Source organism: Streptomyces sp. NPDC102270 (assembly GCF_044766405.1).
Taxonomy (GTDB): Bacteria; Actinomycetota; Actinomycetes; order Streptomycetales; family Streptomycetaceae; genus Streptomyces.
Genome location: NZ_JBIWLX010000005.1, coordinates 220100 through 237303, shown reverse-complemented (window position 1 = coordinate 237303; position 17204 = coordinate 220100). Strand labels below are relative to the sequence as shown.

The following is a 17204-nucleotide window of genomic DNA, read 5'->3' as shown; positions in this document are numbered from 1 at the left end:
CCAGGGCCTCTCACGGCTTGCCTACTGCGTACCGCAGTTCCCGACGACCTGCTTCTCCTCGTCCGAGAGGGTGGGGCCGGGGGTGGGAGTGGGCGTCGGGGATGCGGAAGCGTTCGGGGACGGGGAGGTCGTGCTCGTCGGGGTCGGTGTGGCCTTGGACGCCAGGGAGGACTGAGTGGTTCCCGTGGTGCCGCCGGCCTGGCCCTCGCCCGTCTTGGAGTTCTTCTTGCTCTCCGTGGCCTGCGCCGCGGCCTGCTTCTTGCACGCGGAGGCCTGGACGCCCAGTTCGTCGATCTTCTTCTGGGCCGTCTTCAGGTCGCCCTCGGCGATGGTGCCCTCGACCGACTTCTGCTGGTACGGCGGCAGGTACTTGAGTTCGATCTCGGGGTGGTCCGTGGACACCTTCGAGAGCGAGACCCAGGCCAGGTCCTGGCTGATGCCGCGGTACAGCGCCACGTGCTCGCCGTTGACGCCGACGTAGTACTGGGTCTGGGTCCAGCGCCAGCCGCCGTACAGGCCGCCGCCGATGACGGCGAGCGCGAGAACCGAGTAGAACGATCTCTTCAGCCACCTGCGGCCCTTGCGGGGCTTGACGAAGTCGTCGTCGGAGTAGTCGCCGAAGCTGCCCGCGGGGATGTAGCCGGTGGTGTCGGAGGAGCCGGGCGGCCCGAACTCGCCGCCCCCGCCCTGCCCTTGGCCCTGGCGGCCGAGCCCGGAGGCGCGGCCCGCGGGGGTCTGCATGATGCCGTTGTCGTGCAGCTGGTGCTGGTTCTCGGCGACCGCGCCGACCACGACCGGCGTGTCGGAGAGCTGTCCGGCGAGGGTGTCCCCGGTGTCCAGGTCGAGGACGTCGGCGACGATGACCGTGATGTTGTCGGGTCCGCCGCCGCGCAGCGCGAGCTGGATGAGCTCCTGCACGGTCTCCTGGGGGCCCTGGTAGCTGGCGAGGGTGTCCTCGAGCGTCTGGTGCGAGACGACGCCGGAGAGGCCGTCGGAGCAGATCAGATAGCGGTCGCCGGCGCGGACCTCGCGGATGGACAAGTCGGGCTCGACGTGTTCGCCGCTGCCCAACGCCCGCATCAGCAGGGAGCGTTGGGGGTGGGTGGTGGCTTCTTCCTCGGTGATGCGGCCCTCGTCGACCAGGCGCTGCACCCAGGTGTGGTCCTGGGTGATCTGGGTGAGGACGCCGTCGCGCAGCAGGTACGCGCGCGAGTCGCCGACGTGCACGAGGCCCAGGCGCTGGCCCGTCCACAGCAGGGCGGTCAGCGTGGTCCCCATGCCTTCGAGCTGGGGGTCCTCCTCGACCATGGAGCGCAGCTGGTCGTTGGCGCGCTGGACGGCCACGCCGAGTGAGGTGAGGACGTCGGAGCCGGGGACGTCGTCGTCGAGGGCGACGATGGTGGAGATGGCCTCGGAGGAGGCGACCTCACCGGCGGCGGCGCCGCCCATGCCGTCGGCGATCGCGAGCAGGCGCGGGCCGGCGTATCCGGAGTCCTCGTTGCCCTCCCGGATCATGCCTTTGTGCGATCCGGCGGCGAAGCGCAGTGACAGACTCATGCGCACCTCGCCCGTCGGCTCCGGGTACATCCGCACGGTGCCCACCCTCCGGTCGGGAGCGCGCCGGGGCCCGGGGTGGGGGCCCACGCCGCGTGCTCGCTCCGCTCGCGCCTATTCATGATGTAGCACTACTTCCGCAGCTCGATGACGGTCTTGCCGATGCGGATCGGCGCGCCCAGCGGAATCGGTGTCGGGGTCGTCAGCCGCGTTCGGTCGAGATACGTGCCGTTGGTGGAGCCCAGGTCCTCGACGATCCACTGGCCGTCGCGGTCCGGATAGATCCTGGCATGGCGGCTGGAGGCGTAGTCGTCGTCCAGCACGATGGTGCTGTCGTGCGCCCGGCCCAGCGTGATCGTCTGGCCCTGGAGCGCGACGGTGGTGCCGGTGAGGGTGCCCTCGGACACGACGAGTTTGGTGGGGGCGTTACGGCGCTGGCGGCCCCCGGTGGCCGGCTGCTGGCGCTGCTGCGGGGGCGCCTGCCGCTGGGCCTGCTGGGCCCGGCCTGCTTCCCGGCGCGAGCCGCGCTGGGTGACGCGCGTACCGAACAGGTCGCTGCGGATGACCTGCACGGCCACGATCACGAACAGCCACAGTACGGCCAGGAAACCCAGCCGCATGACCGTCAGGGTCAGCTCTGACATTGCCCCCGCTTCACCCTTCGGCTTGCCGGTAAATGATGGTGGTACTGCCCACGACGATCCGCGAGCCGTCGCGGAGCGTAGCGCGGGTGGTGTGCTGCCCGTCCACCACGATGCCGTTGGTGGACCCGAGATCCTGGATCGTCGAGGGCGTTCCGGTCCGGATCTCACAGTGCCGGCGTGAGACGCCGGGGTCGTCGATCCGCACGTCGGCTTCGGTGCTGCGGCCCAGCACCAGCGTGGCGCGGGAGATCTGATGGCGGGTGCCGTTGATCTCGATCCAGTGGCGGGTGCGGGAGCCCGGCGCGGGCGCGCCGACCGGGCCGCCGCCCGGGCGCGGGGCCTGGGCGGGCTGCGGATAGCCGTAACCGCCACGGCCGGGCGGCGGGGCGGCCGGCATGGGCGGGGCGCCCGCCGGAGCGGCCGGCGGGTAGCCGTAGCCGCCGGCGCCCGCACCGGGCGCCGGTGCGCCGGGCCGGCCGGCCGGGGGCGCGGTTCCGGGGGCCTGCTGGTTGGTGGAGGAGGCGAGCGTACGGCTGCGCACCCGGTACAGACCGGTGTCGAGATCGTCCGCCTTCTCCAGGTTGACCTTGATCGGGCCCATGAAGGTGTAGCGCTGCTGCTTGGCGTAGTCCTGCACCATGCCGGCCAGCTCGTCGCCGAGCTGGCCCGAGTAGGGGCTGAGCCGCTCGAAGTCGGGCGTGCTCAGCTCCACGATGAAGTCATTGGGTACGACCGTGCGGTCGCGGTTCCAGATGGTCGCGTTGTTGTCGCACTCCCGCTGGAGCGCTCCCGCGATCTCCACGGGCTGGACCTCGGACTTGAACACCTTGGCGAAGGTGCCGTTGACCAGACCTTCGAGACGCTGCTCGAACTTCTTCATGACTCCCATGAGGCACCTCCTCCGTCCTTGCCGTCCTGGGTACTGCGCCGGCTGCTTACCTGGTACTGCTTACTGATCGTATCCACGCGCCGGTGAATCGGCTGGTTCCCCCCGTCGGCACGGTCGACGGGTGTCGACGCCTCCGAAGTTCCCTGTGGAGCTCCACTTCGAACTCCGCAGTCGAAGTCCTCTGTGCACTCCTTGGTCAAGGATCGTAGAGGTGGCCGCAGACCAGTGTCCCGCACCTGACTGTGGACCCTTGCCTGCTCCTGGGGAGACGGGGGCTACCGGTACGAGGTTGATACGTGAACCGGCACAGGTTGATACGTGAACCGGCACGGGTCGAAACGTGGCCGACCGCACCCCGGATCGGCGGACCGCTTCCGAAGCCGCTGGTGGGCGGCTGCCCGCGGATATGGGATGTGAATCCACCCCCTTCAGCGTGCTAATGTTCTGCGTGTCGGAAGGCGCCGCACCGCAAGGCGAGGAGCCCGAGGACACACCCAATGCGCGGGTGGCGGAATAGGCAGACGCGCTGGATTCAGGTTCCAGTGCCCGAAAGGGCGTGGGGGTTCAACTCCCCCCTCGCGCACCACTGGAAGCCCCTCAGGTCCTGGACCTGAGGGGCTTTCTGGTTGCCCCTTCTTGGGGGGCGGGTGGTGGCGCGGCTCACGCTGTGAGGTCTCTCTCACTCCCTCGTGCCGGCCGGTTCCACGGCCCCGCGACGCATCGCCCAGGCTGCAGAGGTCACCGAGAACGCCACGGCGAGGACCGCGCAGGCGCCGGTGACCGCGCCCAGTTCCGGCCACGGCATCCGCATCGGCGCGTGCACCGACAGCAGTTCCAGCGCGCCCCGCATCCCGGCCAGGTTGAGCCCGGCGACCAGGATTCCGAGTACCCCGCCCACTGCCACGACCGTCAACGCCTCGGCGCCGACCAGCCGCAGCACCTGCCGGCGGGTGGCCCCGGCGAGGCGGAGCACGGCGAGGTCACGCACCCGGTCCGAGGTCGCCATGACCATCGTGTTGGCGAGGCAGATCCCGCTGTAGAGCAGGGCGATGCCGAGGACCAGCAGGAAGCCGTACCAGGTGGTCCGGTCGGTCCCGGGGCGACTCGCCCGCAGCCACTCGTCCCGGGTGAGGACGTGTCCGCCCGCCTCGCGCAGTTCACCGGCCACGACAGCGGGGTCGGCGCCGGAGGCGAGGGTGACGTCCACGCGGTCGACAGGAGCACCCGCGGCGTTGGCCGGGGTGAGGTAGACGCCGTTGTCGCCGGTGCCGGTCGTCATCACCGCGGCGATCCGCAGCGACTTCCTGGTGCCGTCGCCGAGCCACACGTCCACGGATTGCCCCACGGTGTGCCGCTGCCACTCCTCGTTGACGATGATCGACCCGTCGTCGAGGTCGCTCACCTTCCCGGCGGCCAGGGGGAGACGGGTGGTCGCGGCGAGCGGTGCGGCCTCGGCGGCGCGGGCCTCGGACCTGATGAGGGCCACGCCGTCCTCCAGGACGAAGACGGCGCTCGACGAGGTCGCGGAGGCTGTGGTGCCGGGGATCGTGCGGAGCTTGTGGAGTGTCTGCGCGTCGAATCCCGTGGTCCCGTCGGGGGCGGGGACGACCACGAAGTCGGCCGTGATCCGCTCGCGCGTCTCGGTGGCCCTGGCCTCACTCAGGGTGGCGGTCGCGCCGAGCAGCGAGCCCGTGAGGGCGACGGTGACCAGGACGGGCGCCGCGACGGCTGCCGTACGGCGGACTGCCGCGACGGCGTTCTCCCGCACCAGCATCCCTGCCGCGCCCGGCAGTTGGGCCGGCAGCCAGGCCAGCAGCCGGATCAGCGGGCCCACCAGGAGCGGCGCGAGCAGCGCGACCGCGGTGATCAGCAGCATCGGACGGCTGACGTAGGTCTTGCGGTGCAGCAACTCACCCGGATCGGTGACCAGGGCCACGGCCGACAACACCGCGGCGGTCACCAACAGACCGCCCCCGAACAGCAGACGGCCCCAGGTCATCGCTCTGGCGTCCACGGAGGCCTCGCGCAGTGCCTGGGCGGCGCCGGTGCGACCCGCCCGCCAGGACGCGGCGATCACACCGAGCAGTGCGACGAGCAGACCCGTCCAGAAGGCCATGTGGTACGGCCACGTGGAATCGCCGATGGCGAACCAGCTCGGGGCCAGGCCGACGTCGACCACCCGGTCGGCGAGGCGCGGAGCGCCGTACGAGCCGAGCACACAGCCGGTGGCCGAGGCGAGGACACCGACCAGCAGTGCCTCCGCGCACACCGTCCGGCGGATCTGTCCGGGCGTGGCTCCCGCGGTGCGCAGCAGTCCGAACTCCCGGCGCCGCTGTGCGACCGCGAAGGCGAAGGTGGACGCCACGACGAACACCGACACGAACGCGGTGACTCCGCCGGCGGTCCCGAACAGGGCGTTCATCGCGGTGAGCGCCCTGTGGTCGCGGTCCGGGTCGGGGTCGGCGAGGCGACGGGCGCTGCCGGTGAGGACGTGGACGGATTCGCCCTTCACCGCTGCTCGTACGTCTCGCGCATCCGCCTCCACCAAGAGTTGCGTGCTTTTGGGGGACAACTCGGCGGCCCGGGCGGCGGTGTGGAAGACGGCGGTCTCGAAGCCTCGGGAGTGGACGGTGCCTACGACTCGTACGGTGCCGTGGTCGGTGCGCAGCCGGTCGCCGGGGTGCGTCCAGTCACCGGTGACGACCACTTCGTCCGCGGTGCGGGGTGCGCGGCCTTCTGCGATCTCGTACGGGGCGAACGCGGCGGTGGACCAGGGGTGGCCCACGAGATGGCGGGGCCGCCCTCGGCGCGTACCGGGAAGGAGCGGTCCGGGATGACCGTGCCGAGCCTCTCCAACTTTGCGACGGTTGCCTCGGGAACCGCGCGGGGGTGGGCGAGTTGGCGTGTTTCACGTGAAACATGGGCGCCGATCGAGGTCGGCACGGTCAGGGTGTTCCGGCCCTGGACGACGACTGGTGCGGTGGCGAATCGCTCGGGTCGTCGCTCCGGTGCGTCCAGCGAGGAGGCGAGGGCCAGACCCATCACCGCGAGCAGGGCGACGCCGAGGGAGAGGGCGACGAACGTGCCCAGGAACGTCGACCAGCGGGTGCGGAGGGTGTGGAGGGCGATGGTCAGCACGGCCGGCCCTCGGAGTGGATGCCGGTGACGGGTGCGGGACGGAGTGTGGGGGTGGTGGTCGGCCGGGCCGGTGGTGTGGTCTTCAGCGTGGCCAGGTGGGTGGCGATGGCGTTCGTGCCGGCTCCGACGAGCTCGCCGTTGACCCGGCCGTCGACGAGGAAGACCACGCGGTCGGCACAGGACGCGGCCACCGGGTCGTGGGTGACCATGACGACCGTCTGGCCCTCACGGTCGACCATGGTTCGCAGCAGGGCCAGTACCTCGCTCCCGGTCCGCGAGTCCAGGGCGCCGGTCGGTTCGTCGCCGAAGAGGACCTCGGGGCGGGTGACCAGGGCACGGGCCAGGGCGACGCGCTGCTGCTGGCCGCCGGACAGCTCTGTCGGACGATGCCGGGCGCGTTCGGCGAGGCCGACCTGCTGGAGCACCTCGCGGATCCGGGCCCTCGGAACACGCCGGCCGGCCAGCCTGAGCGGCAGGGCGACGTTCTGCTCGGCGGTGAGTGCGGGCAGCAGGTTGAACGACTGGAAGACGAACCCGATGCGCTCCCGCCGCAGGAGGGTCAGCTTGGTCTCGCTGAGCGTCGTGAGCTCGGTGCCGCGCAGGGTGACCGAGCCCGAGGTGGGCCGGTCCAGGCCCGCGGCGCACTGCAGCAGGGTCGACTTGCCGGAGCCGGAGGGGCCCATGACGGCGGTGAAGGTGCTGTGGGGGAAGGCGAGGGTGACGTCGTGGAGTGCGGTGACGGTCAGGGTGGGGTCGTCTCGTGAGGCGCGTCTGCTGGTCCTGTGGTGCGTCCTGCCGTATGTCCTGTCGTACGTCTTGCTGACGGATCGCAGGCTGATGGCGTCGGTGGTCATGGGCCCCCACTCGTCAGGGTGTTCTCGGTGGCTCCACGAAACCGCGCGGAGGGGTTCGGGCGCAGTGCGGCGGGACCGAGATCTGGGGTAGGGCGGGCCATACCCTCACTCCTCCGTCCTGGCCCATGGCCCCGTCCCGCGCCGCGCTTCTACGGTGATCCGCATGCATCCTCGGAATGTGTGGCAGGCCATGTCCCGGCCGGGCTTCCTGCTGTCGGCGTGGCCCTGGCGCTCGGTCGGTTACCTGCTGAGCGGTGCGGTGGCCGGTGCGGTCGCGCTGGTGGGGATCGGGACGCTGGCGGTGGTCGGCGGGGCGCTCACCGTCGTGCTCGTGGGACTGCCGCTGCTCGTCATGTCGGCGCTGTCCGGTGTCGTGGTCGCCGGGGTGGAACGGCGGCGGCTGCGCATGGTCGACGCAGGCCCGGTACCCGATCCGCACCGGGCGCCCGCCGCCACCGGGTTGTGGGCCTGGCTGACGACACGGCTGAGGGAACCGTCGACCTGGCGTGAACTCGGGTACACCCTGCTGTTCGCGGGGCTGCTCTGGCCCGTCGACGCCCTCGCGGTCACCGTCGCCCTGTTCTTTCCGGTCTCCATGGCCGCCGCCCCGCTGCTGATGGCCACGGTCGGGGACGGCCGGGAGGCGAAGGTCCTCAAGCAGTGGACGGTCACCACCTGGCCGACGGCCTTCGCGGTCGCCGTACTCGGGCTGCTGCTCCTGGCGGCAGGCCTGTACGCGCTGGGGGTTGTGGCGGGTGCGCGGGCCGGGCTGACGCGTGCGCTGCTCGCCTCGCGCGACGGCGAACTGGACGCCAGGGTGGTCGAACTGAGCCGTTCGCGCGTGCGGTTGGTGGACGCCTTCGAGGCGGAACGCAGACGCATCGAACGCGATCTGCACGACGGCGCCCAACAGCGCCTGGTCGCCCTGACGATGACCCTCGGCCTGGCCCGCCTCGACGCCCCGCCCGGACCGCTCGCCGACCAGCTCGCAAAGGCCCACGACGAGGCGGGCAAGGCCCTGGCCGAACTGCGTGAACTCATCCAGGGCATTCACCCCAAGGTCCTCGCGGACTACGGCCTGACCGCCGCCGTCGCCGACGCCGCGGACCGTTCCGTCGTCCCGGTCGACGTCGATCTGCCGGTGCCGGGGCGGCTGGACCAGGCCGTGGAGGCGGCCGCCTATTTCGTGGTCTGCGAGGCCCTGGCCAACGTCGCCAAGCACAGCGGGGCGGGCCGGGCCGAGGTGCGCGGTCGCCACTCCCGCGGTCGGCTGCTGCTGGAGGTGCGGGACGACGGCCGCGGCGGCGCGGACCCCTCGGCGGGCAGCGGGCTGACCGGACTCGCCGACCGGGTGTCGGTCCTGGATGGCACACTCTCCCTGTCCAGTCCGCCGGGCGGTCCGACCCTGTTGCGTGTGGAGTTCCCTTGCGAGGTGACCGAGTCGGCCCAGGCGCGCGGGACGGACGGGGTGACGGCGCAACGCGATCGCTACGGGTAGTGCTCGCCGAGGACAGCGTGCTGCTGCGCGAGGGGCTCGTCGGCCTGCTCGGCCGGTGCGGCCACCAGGTCGTCGCGGCGGTCGGCGACGCCGAGGCACTGTTGGTCGCGGTCGAGGAGCACAGTCCCGACATCGTCGTGACGGACGTCCGTATGCCGCCTGGCTTCCAGGACGAGGGGTTGCACGCGGCCGTCCGCCTGCGGGAACGGCGCCCCGGCCTTCCGGTGCTGGTCCTCAGCCAGTACGTGCAGCGGGCGTACGCCTCCGAACTCCTCGACTCCGGAGACGGCACCGGTGTCGGCTATCTGCTCAAGGACCGGGTCGGCCAGGTCGAGCAGTTCGTCGACGCCCTGTGCGAGGTCGCGGACGGCGCCACGGTCGTGGATCCCGAGGTCGTACGGCAGTTGCTGCGCCGTCGCCGTGACCCGCTGGAGCGGCTCACCCCGCGCGAGCGCGAGGTCCTCGCGCTGATCGCCGAGGGAAAGTCCAACGGGGCCATCGCCCGGGAACTGGTGGTGTCCGAGGCCGCGGTCGGCAAGCACATCGGCGGCATCCTGACGAAGCTGGACCTGCCGCCGGCGGAGGAGACACATCGGCGGGTGCTGGCGGTGCTGGCGTACTTGCGGGCGTGAGACTTTCCTCCCCGGGTTTTCGGGGTCCCCGGGTTTTCCACAGCCGTGGAGTTGTCCACAGGGTCTGACGCGTTTCGGCTGGTGGTTGTACGGTCGGCACGAGTTGATGTTCTTGCGAGTCACGGGGGAGGCGGTCGGTGTGGTCGGTGCCGGAGTGGAGGCGAAGGCCGGGGCGCATGCCGGCGAGGGGGCCGAGGCGCGGGAGGTGCCGGCCCCGGTGACGGCCGATGCGGGCGAGGGCCCGGCCCGGCGGCGGCCCCGGGTACGCGGCTTCGCCCAGTGGCCCGCCGAGGGCTCGCCCAAGAAGGAGGGCAAGGCCCTGCGGGAGACCGTCCCGCGCAGTGCCCATGCGGCGCTCGACCTCGACATCTCCCGCCCCGGTGCGGTCGAGGCCGTCGAGGAGTCGAGCCGGGGCCGCATCCCCGAGCTGACCCCGCTGCGGGTGGGCCGGATGGCGGCCACGCCGTTCGCCTTCCTGCGCGGCTCGGCGGGCCTCATGGCGTACGACCTGGCCGGCACCCCGATGACCAGGATCCGCGCCCAGATCTGCGGCGACGCGCACGCGGCGAACTTCGGCCTGTACGGCGACGCCCGCGGCGACCTGGTCATCGACCTGAACGACTTCGACGAGACGGTGTACGGCCCCTGGGAATGGGACCTCAAGCGCCTCGCCGCCTCCCTGGTCCTCGCGGGCCGGGAGATCGGCGCCGACGAGGACACCTGCCGCGCGGCGGCGCACGGGGCGGTGGGCGCGTACCGGCGCACCATGCGGCTGCTCGCCAAGCTCCCGGTGCTGGACGCGTGGAACGCGATCGCGGACGAGGAGCTCGTCTCCCACACCGACGCCCATGAGCTGGTCGGCACGCTGGAGCGGGTGTCGGAGAAGGCGCGGGCCAACACCAGCGGCCGCTTCGCGGCGAGGTCGACGGAGCTCACCGAGGACGGCGGCCGGCGCTTCGTGGACGCCCCGCCGGTGCTGCGCCGGGTGCCCGACGAGGAGGCCGTGGCGGTGGCCGCGTCCCTGGAGCACTACCTGACCACGATCTCCGAGGACCGTCTCCCGCTGCTGGCCCGCCACGCGGTGCACGACGTGGCGTTCCGCGTCGTCGGCACGGGCAGCGTGGGCACCCGCTCCTACGTCGTCCTGCTGCTGGACCACCGCGGCGAACCGCTGGTCCTCCAGGTCAAGGAAGCACGAGCCTCGGCCCTCCTGCCGCACCTGGTCACCGCGGGCTTCGACGCCCCGCCGGTCGAGCACGAGGGCCGCCGGGTGGTCCAGGGCCAGAAGCGGATGCAGGTCGTGAGCGACATCCTGCTGGGCTGGACGACCGTGGAGGGCCGTCCCTTCCAGGTCCGCCAGTTCCGCAACCGCAAGGGCAGCGTCGACCCGGCCGCCCTCTCCGCCGACCAGATAGACGACTACGGCCGTATGACCGGCGCCCTCCTGGCCCGCGCCCACTCGCACAGCGTCGACCCCCGCCTCATCTCCGGCTACTGCGGCAAGAACGACGAACTCGACGAGGCGATCGCCACGTTCGCGGTGACGTACGCGGACCGGACGGAGGCGGACCACGCGGAACTGGTGGCCGGGGTCCGGTCGGGGAGGGTGGCGGCGGAAACGGGGGTGTGACGCCGCGGCCGGAACAGTACGTCCGCGGCCGGAGTGCGCATGCGGGCTGCCCCGGATTCCCGGATGGCGTCCGGCTCCCGTCGGCACAGTTACGCTGTTCGGATGACGTCCCCCGAAGCTGACCCCCAGGGCGCAGCCGCCGCAGGTACGGAGCGGTTGGAGCGGGCCGTGCGGGCCGCGGAGCAGGCGCTCATCGAGTACGAGATCGCGGTGGAGACCTTCCGCATCGAGGTGGAGAACTTCTCCCGCCTGCACCACCAGAAGCTCGGCCCCATGTACACCCGCCTCGACGAGCTGGACGCGCAGATCGCGGAGATCCGGGCCGCCCGCAGCGGCGACCCCGAGGATCTGCGCATGGCGGAGGAGGCCCGCGCCCGCGTGCTGCCCATGCCCGGCGTCGAGGAGCTGTTCCACGGCTGGATGGACGGGGAGGGCCTGTTCCCGGAGGCCGCCGCGATGCTCACCGACCAGCAGGTGCGGCCCCCGCAGCGGGTGCGGCCCAGCGACGAGGCCCGCAAGCTCTATCGCGAGCTCGTCCGCAAGGCCCACCCGGACCTCGCCCAGGAAGACACCGAGCGGGCGCGTCGCGAGGAGTTCATCACCCGGGTCAACGGGGCCTACTCCCGCGGCGACGAGCCTCTCCTGCGGGAACTGGCCGAGGAGTGGGCCGCCGGCCCCAAGCCGCCGGAGCAGGGTCCCACGCCCAGCGAGGAGCTCTACGCCCGCCTCGAATGGCTCTCCCGGCGCAAGGAACTGCTCTCGGTGGTCGCGCGGGAGCTGGAGGAGAGTGCGATCGGCTCGATGCTCCGGATGGCACCGGACGACCCGGACCGCCTCCTGGAGGAGATCGCCGAGAAGCTCCTGGCCGACGTCTCCACGCGCGAGGCGGAGCTGGCGGAGCTGCTCACTCAGGAGTGACCGGCCGCGTCCCCGGGGCGTCAGGTAGCGTCGGACCCATGAATTTCGGTGCTGGTGTGCCCACGGTCCAGGTCACGGACCTCAAGGACGGCGATTTCCTGCTGGACGTCCGTGAGGACGACGAGTGGCAGGCGGGTCACGCCGAAGGGGCGCTGCACATCCCCATCAGTGAGTTCGTGGCCCGCTACGGCGAGCTGACCGAGGCCGCCCCGCAGGACGGCCGGGTCCACGTGATCTGCCGTTCCGGAGGCCGTTCGGCCCAGGTCACGATGTATCTGGCCCAGCAGGGCATCGACGCGGTGAACGTCGACGGCGGGATGCAGCTGTGGGCCGAGGTCGGCCGTCCCGTGGTGACCGACGACGGCCGACCGGGTTTCGTGCTCTAGCCTTCGGCAGCCGAGGGGACGGCCGGACTTCGGGGCGGGTGCCGGACGGCGGAGCCCGGTTTGGTGGGTGCGGGGCGGCCATGCCTGGTGGTGGCTGCCTGGTCCTCGTCACCGGCATGCCCATCGCCCCGCTCTGCTGCTGTCGCTTGCGCCGTTGCGGTCCGCGTCAGCCCAGGGGATGCGCTGCCAGCAGATCCCCCAGCGCCTCCTCGTGCGCCGCCGCCGGACCGAGCGACAGCTCCAGGTGCTTGGCCCAGGCGTGGTACCGGTGCAGGGGATAGTCGGTATCGGCGCCGAAACCGCCGTGCAGATGCTGTGCCGTCTGCACCACCCGCCGTACCCCCTCCGATGCCCAGATCTTCGCCACGGCGACATCCCCCGCGACCGGCAGCACCCCCCGCGCTCCCGAGGTGAGCCGCCACGCGGCCTGCCACAGCGTGACCTCCATCGCGCGCAGGTCGATGTAACGGTCGGCGGCCTGCACGGCGACGGCCTGGAAGGTGGCCACCGGGAACCCGAACTGCTCCCGCTTGCTGGTGTATTCACTGCTCATCCGCAGCACCCGCTCACCCAGCCCGAGCGCCAGCGCACAGGTCCCCGTGGTCAGCAGATCCCGCAGCCACTCCCATGCGCCTTCGACATCGATCACGTCCCGTGCGCCGATCCGCACCGACTCCAGCCGCAGTTCGCCCAGCCGCTCCCCGCTGGTGGAGAACTGCTCGCCGAGCGCGACCCCGTCATGGACCCGGGGCACCAGTGCGAGGACGGCCCGGCCCGCGGCCGTATGTGCCGGTACGACGACGAAGTCCGCGTCGTACGCCCACGGCACCGCCGTCTGCACCCCGTCCAGGATCCAGTCGGCGCCCTCCCCTGCCCCCTCTTCCTGCCGCGCGGTGACGGCGAGTTCGGCGGGGTCGTGTCCGGTGCGGCCGCTGGCGGCGACGGTCAGCACGACTTCCCCGCGCCCGGCCCGCTCCAGCAGTTCCCTCTTCAACTCCGGTCCGCCGTATTCCTGTACGGCCGCCATGGCCGCGCTGCTCTCCAGCAGCGGCACCCGCGCCAGCACCTTCGCCGACTCGCGCAGCACCAGACACAGTGCGACAGCGTCCAGGCCCGCCCCGCCGTACTCCTCGGCCGACATCAGGCTCAGCAGGTCCGCGTCGGCGAGCCTGGCCCACAGCGCACGGTCGAACTCGTCGGCCACAGCACCCGTGGTCAGCGCCGGAGACGGCACCGCGTCCGGTGCGACATCGGCGAACACCCCCAGCGCCGCCTCGGCCGCCGCCTGCTGCTCCTCGCTGAAGGTGAAGTCCACGGTCCCTGTCCTTCCGACGGGTCGGCAGATCGGGTCAGCTGATCTGACGGTCCGTCAAGATAGAACAGGTTCTAGAAGAAGGGAACGGGCTCCCGCCTGCCTACCTGTCGAAGTCCAGCTCCACCTTCTCCGTCACCGGATGCGACTGGCACGCCAGCACATAGCCCGCCTGCGTCTCCTCCGGCTCCAGCGCGAAGTTGCGGTCCATGCGCACCTCACCGGAGACCAGGAAGGCCCGGCAGGTCCCGCACACCCCGCCCTTGCAGGCGTAAGGCGCGTCGGACCGGTTGCGCAGCACCGTCTCAAGGAGCGACTCGCCGTCCTGGACGGGCCAGCTGCCACCACGTCCGTCGAGCCGGGCGGTCACCGTGCTGTGCGCGGGTGCGGGAACCGTCCGCGCCGGGGCAGCCCCCGCGTCCACATGGAAAATCTCCTCGTGGATCCGGGTACGCGCGACCCCGAGCTCCCGCAACGCCTTCTCCGCACCCTGCACCAGTCCGAACGGTCCGCACAGGAACCACCCCGCCACTCGGTCCACCGGCAGCAGCGCCGGCAGCAGTCCGGTCAGCCGCTGCCGGTCGAGCCGCCCGGACGGCAGCCCCGCCTGCTGCTCCTCCCGGGAGAGCACCGTGACCAGCTGGAACCGCTCGGGGTAGCGGTCCTTCAGGTCGGCGACCTCCTCCAGGAACATCGTCGACGCGGACGTACGGTCGCTGCGGATCAGACAGAACCGGGCCTCGGGCTCACGCGCCAGCAGGGTCGACACGATCGACAGCACCGGGGTGATGCCACTGCCACCGACGATCGCCGCGTACAGTCCGGGCGCCGGGCCGAGGGTGAAGCGGCCCGCCGGGGTCATCACCTCCAGCACATCGCCGACGTTGATCTCCTTGAGCGCGTATGTCGTGAACGCGCCGCCCTCCACCAGCCGCACACCGACCCGCAGTTCGCGCGGACCCTCTCCGCCGGGTGCCGGGGAGCAGATGGAGTAGGTCCGGCGTATCTCCTTGCCGTCAGCCGTGCGGCGCAGGGCCAGATGCTGGCCCGCGGAGTGCCGGAACTCCTCGCGCAGCTCGGGTGGCACGGTGAGGGTCAGGGCCACGGAGTCGTCGGTGAGAGGGTCGACCGCGGCCACCGGGAGCGGGTGGAAGCGGGCCATCACAACTCCTTGAAGTGGTCGAACGGTTCACGGCAGTCCAGGCATCGCCGCAGCGCCTTGCACGCGGTCGAGGAGAACCGACTGAGCAGCTCGGTGTCGGCGGAGCCGCAGTGCGGGCAGCGGACGGCTTCGGCCTCCGCGTCGAGTGTTCGCGTGGGCCCCAGTCCCACCGTGACCGGTCCGGGCGCTGCGGCGCGGGGTGGGGCTATGCCGAACTCCCGCAGCTTGCGGCGCCCTTCGGCCGTGATGTCGTCGGTCGACCAGGCGGGTGCGAGCACGGTGCGGACGGTGACCTCGCGCACGCCGTGTTCGCGCAGCACCCGCTCTATGTCCAGGGACATCGCCTCGATCGCCGGGCAGCCGGTGTACGTCGGAGTCAGTTCGACCTCGACCGAGTCCGCGCCCCGGACGTGCACCGCGCGCAGCACGCCCAGCTCGTGCAGGGTGAGCACGGGCAGTTCGGGGTCGGGCACCGAACCGGCGAGCGCGAACAGCTCGGTCTCCAGCGGGGTGAGCGTCACCATGATGCCCCCGGGTGACTGCGGTGCAGATGCTGCATCTCGGCGAGCATCCGCCCGAAGGACTCGGTGTGCAGGCCCTGCCGCCCCGCCCCTGCGGCCCACGCACCCGAGCGCGGCCCTTCGGGGACGCTCAGGGTGGCCCGGCGCAGGATCTCCCCCACGGATTCGAGCCAGGCGGCCTCCATGCGCTCCGCGTCGACCTCCACCCCCGCCACCGGCTGGAACATCTCACCGGTGAATCGCCACAGCGCCTCGCACGCCCGCAGCATCCGCGTGCGGCTCTCCTCGGTGCCGTCGCCGAGCCGCAGGGTCCACTGCTCGGCGTGGTCGCGGTGGTAGGCGACCTCCTTCACGGCCTTCGCGGCGAGTGGGGCGAAGGGGCCGTCGCCCGCTGCCAGTTCGGCGTAGAGGAGGTGCTGGTAGGTGGAGAAGTAGAGCTGGCGGACGATGGTGAAGGCGAAGTCGCCGTTCGGCTGCTCCACCAGCTGGAGGTTGCGGAAGGCGCGCTCCTCGCGCAGATACGCCAGTTCGTCCTCGTCGCCGGCCAGGGACAGCAGCACCCGGGCCTGGCCGAGCAGGTCGAGCGCGATGTTGGCGAGGGCGACCTCCTCCTCCAGGACGGGGGCGTGGCCCGCCCACTCGCCGAGGCGGTGCGAGAGCACCAGCGCGTCGTCACCGAGCGCCAGGGCCGCCGCCGTGGGAATCGGGGAGAGCGTGGGGGTCGGGGACGGCGCGGGGGCGGCCGTCGTCTCAGGTGTAGTCACAGGTGCTTCACCCCCTCCGGGATCTCGTAGAACGTCGGGTGCCGGTACGGCTTGTCGGCGGCCGGCTCGAAGAACGGGTCCTTCTCGTCGGGCGAGGAGGCCGTGATCGCGGACGAGGGCACCACCCAGAGGGAGACGCCCTCACCGCGCCGGGTGTACAGGTCGCGGGCGTTGCGCAGGGCGAGCTCCGCGTCCGGGGCGTGGAGGCTGCCGGCGTGGGTGTGGGAGAGTCCGCGGCGCGAGCGCACGAAGACCTCCCACAGGGGCCAGTCGGTGTTCGTCATGCGCGCGTCGCTCCTGTCTCGCCGGTGTGCTTCGCCGCGTGGGCCGCGGCCGCCTCCCGCACCCAGGCGCCTTCGTCGTGCGCCCGTCGGCGCTGGGTGATCCGCTGTTCGTTGCACGGCCCGTTGCCTTTGAGGACCTCCCGGAATTCCGTCCAGTCGATCGGGCCGAAGTCGTGGTGCCCGCGCTCCTCGTTCCACCGCAGCTCCGGGTCGGGGAGCGTGAGGCCGAGGGACTCGGCCTGGGGGACGCAGATGTCGACGAATCGCTGGCGCAGCTCGTCGTTGGAATGGCGCTTGATCTTCCAGGCCATCGACTGCGCGGAGTGCGCGGACTCGTCGTCGGGCGGACCGAACATCATCAGGGACGGCCACCACCAGCGGTCCACGGCGTCCTGCGCCATCGCGTGCTGCTCGGGCGTGCCGTTGCTCAGAGCCAGCAGCAGCTCGTACCCCTGGCGCTGGTGGAAGGACTCCTCCTTGCAGATGCGGACCATCGCACGCGCGTACGGGCCGTAGGAGCAGCGGCACAGCGGGACCTGGTTGGTGATCGCGGCGCCGTCCACCAGCCAGCCGATCGCGCCGACGTCCGCCCACGTCAAGGTCGGGTAGTTGAAGATCGAGGAGTACTTCTGGCGGCCGGAATGGAGCTTGTCGAGGAGCTCGTCGCGGCCGGTGCCGAGGGTCTCCGCCGCGCTGTAGAGGTAGAGGCCGTGCCCCGCCTCGTCCTGGACCTTGGCCATCAGGATGGCCTTGCGGCGCAGGGAGGGCGCGCGCGTGATCCAGTTCGCCTCCGGCTGCATGCCGATGATCTCCGAGTGGGCGTGCTGCGCGATCTGGCGGACCAGGGTCGCGCGGTAGGCGTCGGGCATCCAGTCGCGCGGCTCGATGCGCTCGTCGGCGGCCACGGTGGCGTCGAAGACGCTCTGGTACTCCGCGGTGTCGTCGCCGACGGCGCCCTGAGCGCCGTACGTCCGTGTGCTCGCCGTCTGATGCGCGGCTGCTGTCGCCATGAGGCCCC

General features: G+C 71.7%; 15 protein-coding genes, 1 tRNA gene and 1 pseudogene. 6 read left to right on the top strand and 11 right to left on the bottom strand.

Annotated elements, in window-relative coordinates; genetic code table 11:
• Positions 1–21: 21 nt before the first annotated feature.
• From ACIRP7_RS11380 to ACIRP7_RS11370, 3 genes are all read right to left on the bottom strand, one after another.
• Positions 22–1587, bottom strand: a complete 1566-nt coding sequence (locus tag ACIRP7_RS11380) for a Stp1/IreP family PP2C-type Ser/Thr phosphatase (RefSeq protein WP_403657128.1) — start codon at positions 1585–1587, stop codon at positions 22–24.
• Positions 1588–1685: 98 nt separating this feature from the next.
• On the bottom strand, positions 1686–2198 hold the full coding sequence (locus ACIRP7_RS11375; protein ID WP_352387250.1) for an FHA domain-containing protein: 513 nt from the start codon (positions 2196–2198) through the stop codon (positions 1686–1688).
• 10 nt (positions 2199–2208) lie between these two features.
• On the bottom strand, positions 2209–3087 hold the full coding sequence (locus ACIRP7_RS11370; RefSeq protein WP_403656542.1) for an FhaA domain-containing protein: 879 nt from the start codon (positions 3085–3087) through the stop codon (positions 2209–2211).
• Positions 3088–3586: 499 nt separating this feature from the next.
• Between ACIRP7_RS11370 and ACIRP7_RS11365 the strand changes: the two genes are divergently transcribed.
• Positions 3587–3673: transfer RNA gene (locus ACIRP7_RS11365), tRNA-Leu, on the top strand.
• Positions 3674–3766: 93 nt separating this feature from the next.
• On the opposite strand, the pseudogene ACIRP7_RS11360 reads toward ACIRP7_RS11365, so the two are convergent.
• Both ACIRP7_RS11360 and ACIRP7_RS11355 read right to left on the bottom strand, forming a co-directional pair.
• A pseudogene (locus tag ACIRP7_RS11360) lies at positions 3767–6225 on the bottom strand (FtsX-like permease family protein).
• On the bottom strand, positions 6219–7079 hold the full coding sequence (locus ACIRP7_RS11355) for an ABC transporter ATP-binding protein (RefSeq protein ID WP_403656539.1): 861 nt from the start codon (positions 7077–7079) through the stop codon (positions 6219–6221). Before ACIRP7_RS11355 ends, ACIRP7_RS11360 begins: the two are co-directional and overlap by 7 nt.
• A 190-nt stretch (positions 7080–7269) precedes the next feature.
• Between ACIRP7_RS11355 and ACIRP7_RS11350 the strand changes: the two genes are divergently transcribed.
• The 5 genes from ACIRP7_RS11350 to ACIRP7_RS11330 all read left to right on the top strand — a co-directional run bounded on the left by ACIRP7_RS11350 (position 7270) and on the right by ACIRP7_RS11330 (position 12143).
• Complete coding sequence (locus ACIRP7_RS11350; protein ID WP_403657125.1) at positions 7270–8577, top strand: sensor histidine kinase; 1308 nt, start codon at positions 7270–7272, stop codon at positions 8575–8577.
• A complete protein-coding gene (locus tag ACIRP7_RS11345; protein WP_403656536.1) occupies positions 8577–9209 on the top strand; it encodes a response regulator in 633 nt (210 codons plus the stop codon). The genes ACIRP7_RS11350 and ACIRP7_RS11345 overlap by 1 nt, the downstream gene beginning before the upstream one ends.
• A gap of 106 nt (positions 9210–9315) precedes the next feature.
• On the top strand, positions 9316–10839 hold the full coding sequence (locus ACIRP7_RS11340) for a DUF2252 domain-containing protein (protein WP_403656533.1): 1524 nt from the start codon (positions 9316–9318) through the stop codon (positions 10837–10839).
• Positions 10840–10941: 102 nt separating this feature from the next.
• Positions 10942–11757, top strand: a complete 816-nt coding sequence (locus ACIRP7_RS11335; RefSeq protein WP_403656530.1) for a hypothetical protein — start codon at positions 10942–10944, stop codon at positions 11755–11757.
• A gap of 56 nt (positions 11758–11813) precedes the next feature.
• Positions 11814–12143, top strand: a complete 330-nt coding sequence (locus tag ACIRP7_RS11330; RefSeq protein WP_352388024.1) for a rhodanese-like domain-containing protein — start codon at positions 11814–11816, stop codon at positions 12141–12143.
• A 166-nt stretch (positions 12144–12309) separates the two neighbouring features.
• Here the strand turns inward: ACIRP7_RS11330 and ACIRP7_RS11325 are convergent, their stop codons facing one another.
• The 6 genes from ACIRP7_RS11325 to paaA all read right to left on the bottom strand — a co-directional run bounded on the left by ACIRP7_RS11325 (position 12310) and on the right by paaA (position 17196).
• Positions 12310–13458: an acyl-CoA dehydrogenase family protein gene (locus ACIRP7_RS11325; protein WP_403656527.1), complete on the bottom strand. Its 1149-nt coding sequence runs from the start codon at positions 13456–13458 to the stop codon at positions 12310–12312.
• 100 nt (positions 13459–13558) lie between these two features.
• The gene (locus ACIRP7_RS11320; protein ID WP_403656524.1) at positions 13559–14617 is read right to left on the bottom strand and encodes a 2Fe-2S iron-sulfur cluster-binding protein; all 1059 of its coding nucleotides are present in this window, start codon (positions 14615–14617) and stop codon (positions 13559–13561) included.
• Entirely contained in the window at positions 14617–15141 is a 525-nt protein-coding gene (gene paaD / locus ACIRP7_RS11315) for a 1,2-phenylacetyl-CoA epoxidase subunit PaaD (protein ID WP_403656521.1), read from the bottom strand. Before paaD ends, ACIRP7_RS11320 begins: the two co-directional genes overlap by 1 nt.
• Positions 15135–15902, bottom strand: coding sequence for a 1,2-phenylacetyl-CoA epoxidase subunit PaaC (gene paaC, locus ACIRP7_RS11310; protein WP_403656518.1), 768 nt, complete (start codon positions 15900–15902; stop codon positions 15135–15137). Before paaC ends, paaD begins: the two co-directional genes overlap by 7 nt.
• On the bottom strand, positions 15899–16186 hold the full coding sequence (gene paaB, locus ACIRP7_RS11305) for a 1,2-phenylacetyl-CoA epoxidase subunit PaaB (RefSeq protein ID WP_403656515.1): 288 nt from the start codon (positions 16184–16186) through the stop codon (positions 15899–15901). The genes paaC and paaB overlap by 4 nt, the downstream gene beginning before the upstream one ends.
• Positions 16183–17196 carry a 1,2-phenylacetyl-CoA epoxidase subunit PaaA gene (paaA, locus tag ACIRP7_RS11300; protein ID WP_403656512.1) on the bottom strand — a complete coding sequence of 338 codons (1014 nt, stop codon included), beginning with the start codon at positions 17194–17196 and terminating at the stop codon, positions 16183–16185. Before paaA ends, paaB begins: the two co-directional genes overlap by 4 nt.
• Between the last annotated feature and the right edge of the window lie 8 nt (positions 17197–17204).

Bases quoted from the DNA above. Each gene is read 5' to 3' on its own strand.
- ACIRP7_RS11380 (WP_403657128.1), bottom strand. From the start codon at position 1,587: ATGTACCCGGAGCCGACGGGCGAGGTGCGCATGAGTCTGTCACTGCGC.
- ACIRP7_RS11375 (WP_352387250.1), bottom strand. From the start codon at position 2,198: ATGTCAGAGCTGACCCTGACGGTCATGCGGCTGGGTTTCCTGGCCGTA.
- ACIRP7_RS11370 (WP_403656542.1), bottom strand. From the start codon at position 3,087: ATGGGAGTCATGAAGAAGTTCGAGCAGCGTCTCGAAGGTCTGGTCAAC.
- ACIRP7_RS11355 (WP_403656539.1), bottom strand. From the start codon at position 7,079: ATGACCACCGACGCCATCAGCCTGCGATCCGTCAGCAAGACGTACGAC.
- ACIRP7_RS11350 (WP_403657125.1), top strand. From the start codon at position 7,270: ATGTCCCGGCCGGGCTTCCTGCTGTCGGCGTGGCCCTGGCGCTCGGTC.
- ACIRP7_RS11340 (WP_403656533.1), top strand. From the start codon at position 9,316: ATGTTCTTGCGAGTCACGGGGGAGGCGGTCGGTGTGGTCGGTGCCGGA.
- ACIRP7_RS11335 (WP_403656530.1), top strand. From the start codon at position 10,942: ATGACGTCCCCCGAAGCTGACCCCCAGGGCGCAGCCGCCGCAGGTACG.
- ACIRP7_RS11320 (WP_403656524.1), bottom strand. From the start codon at position 14,617: ATGGCCCGCTTCCACCCGCTCCCGGTGGCCGCGGTCGACCCTCTCACC.
- paaD (WP_403656521.1), bottom strand. From the start codon at position 15,141: ATGGTGACGCTCACCCCGCTGGAGACCGAGCTGTTCGCGCTCGCCGGT.
- paaB (WP_403656515.1), bottom strand. From the start codon at position 16,186: ATGACGAACACCGACTGGCCCCTGTGGGAGGTCTTCGTGCGCTCGCGC.
- paaA (WP_403656512.1), bottom strand. From the start codon at position 17,196: ATGGCGACAGCAGCCGCGCATCAGACGGCGAGCACACGGACGTACGGC.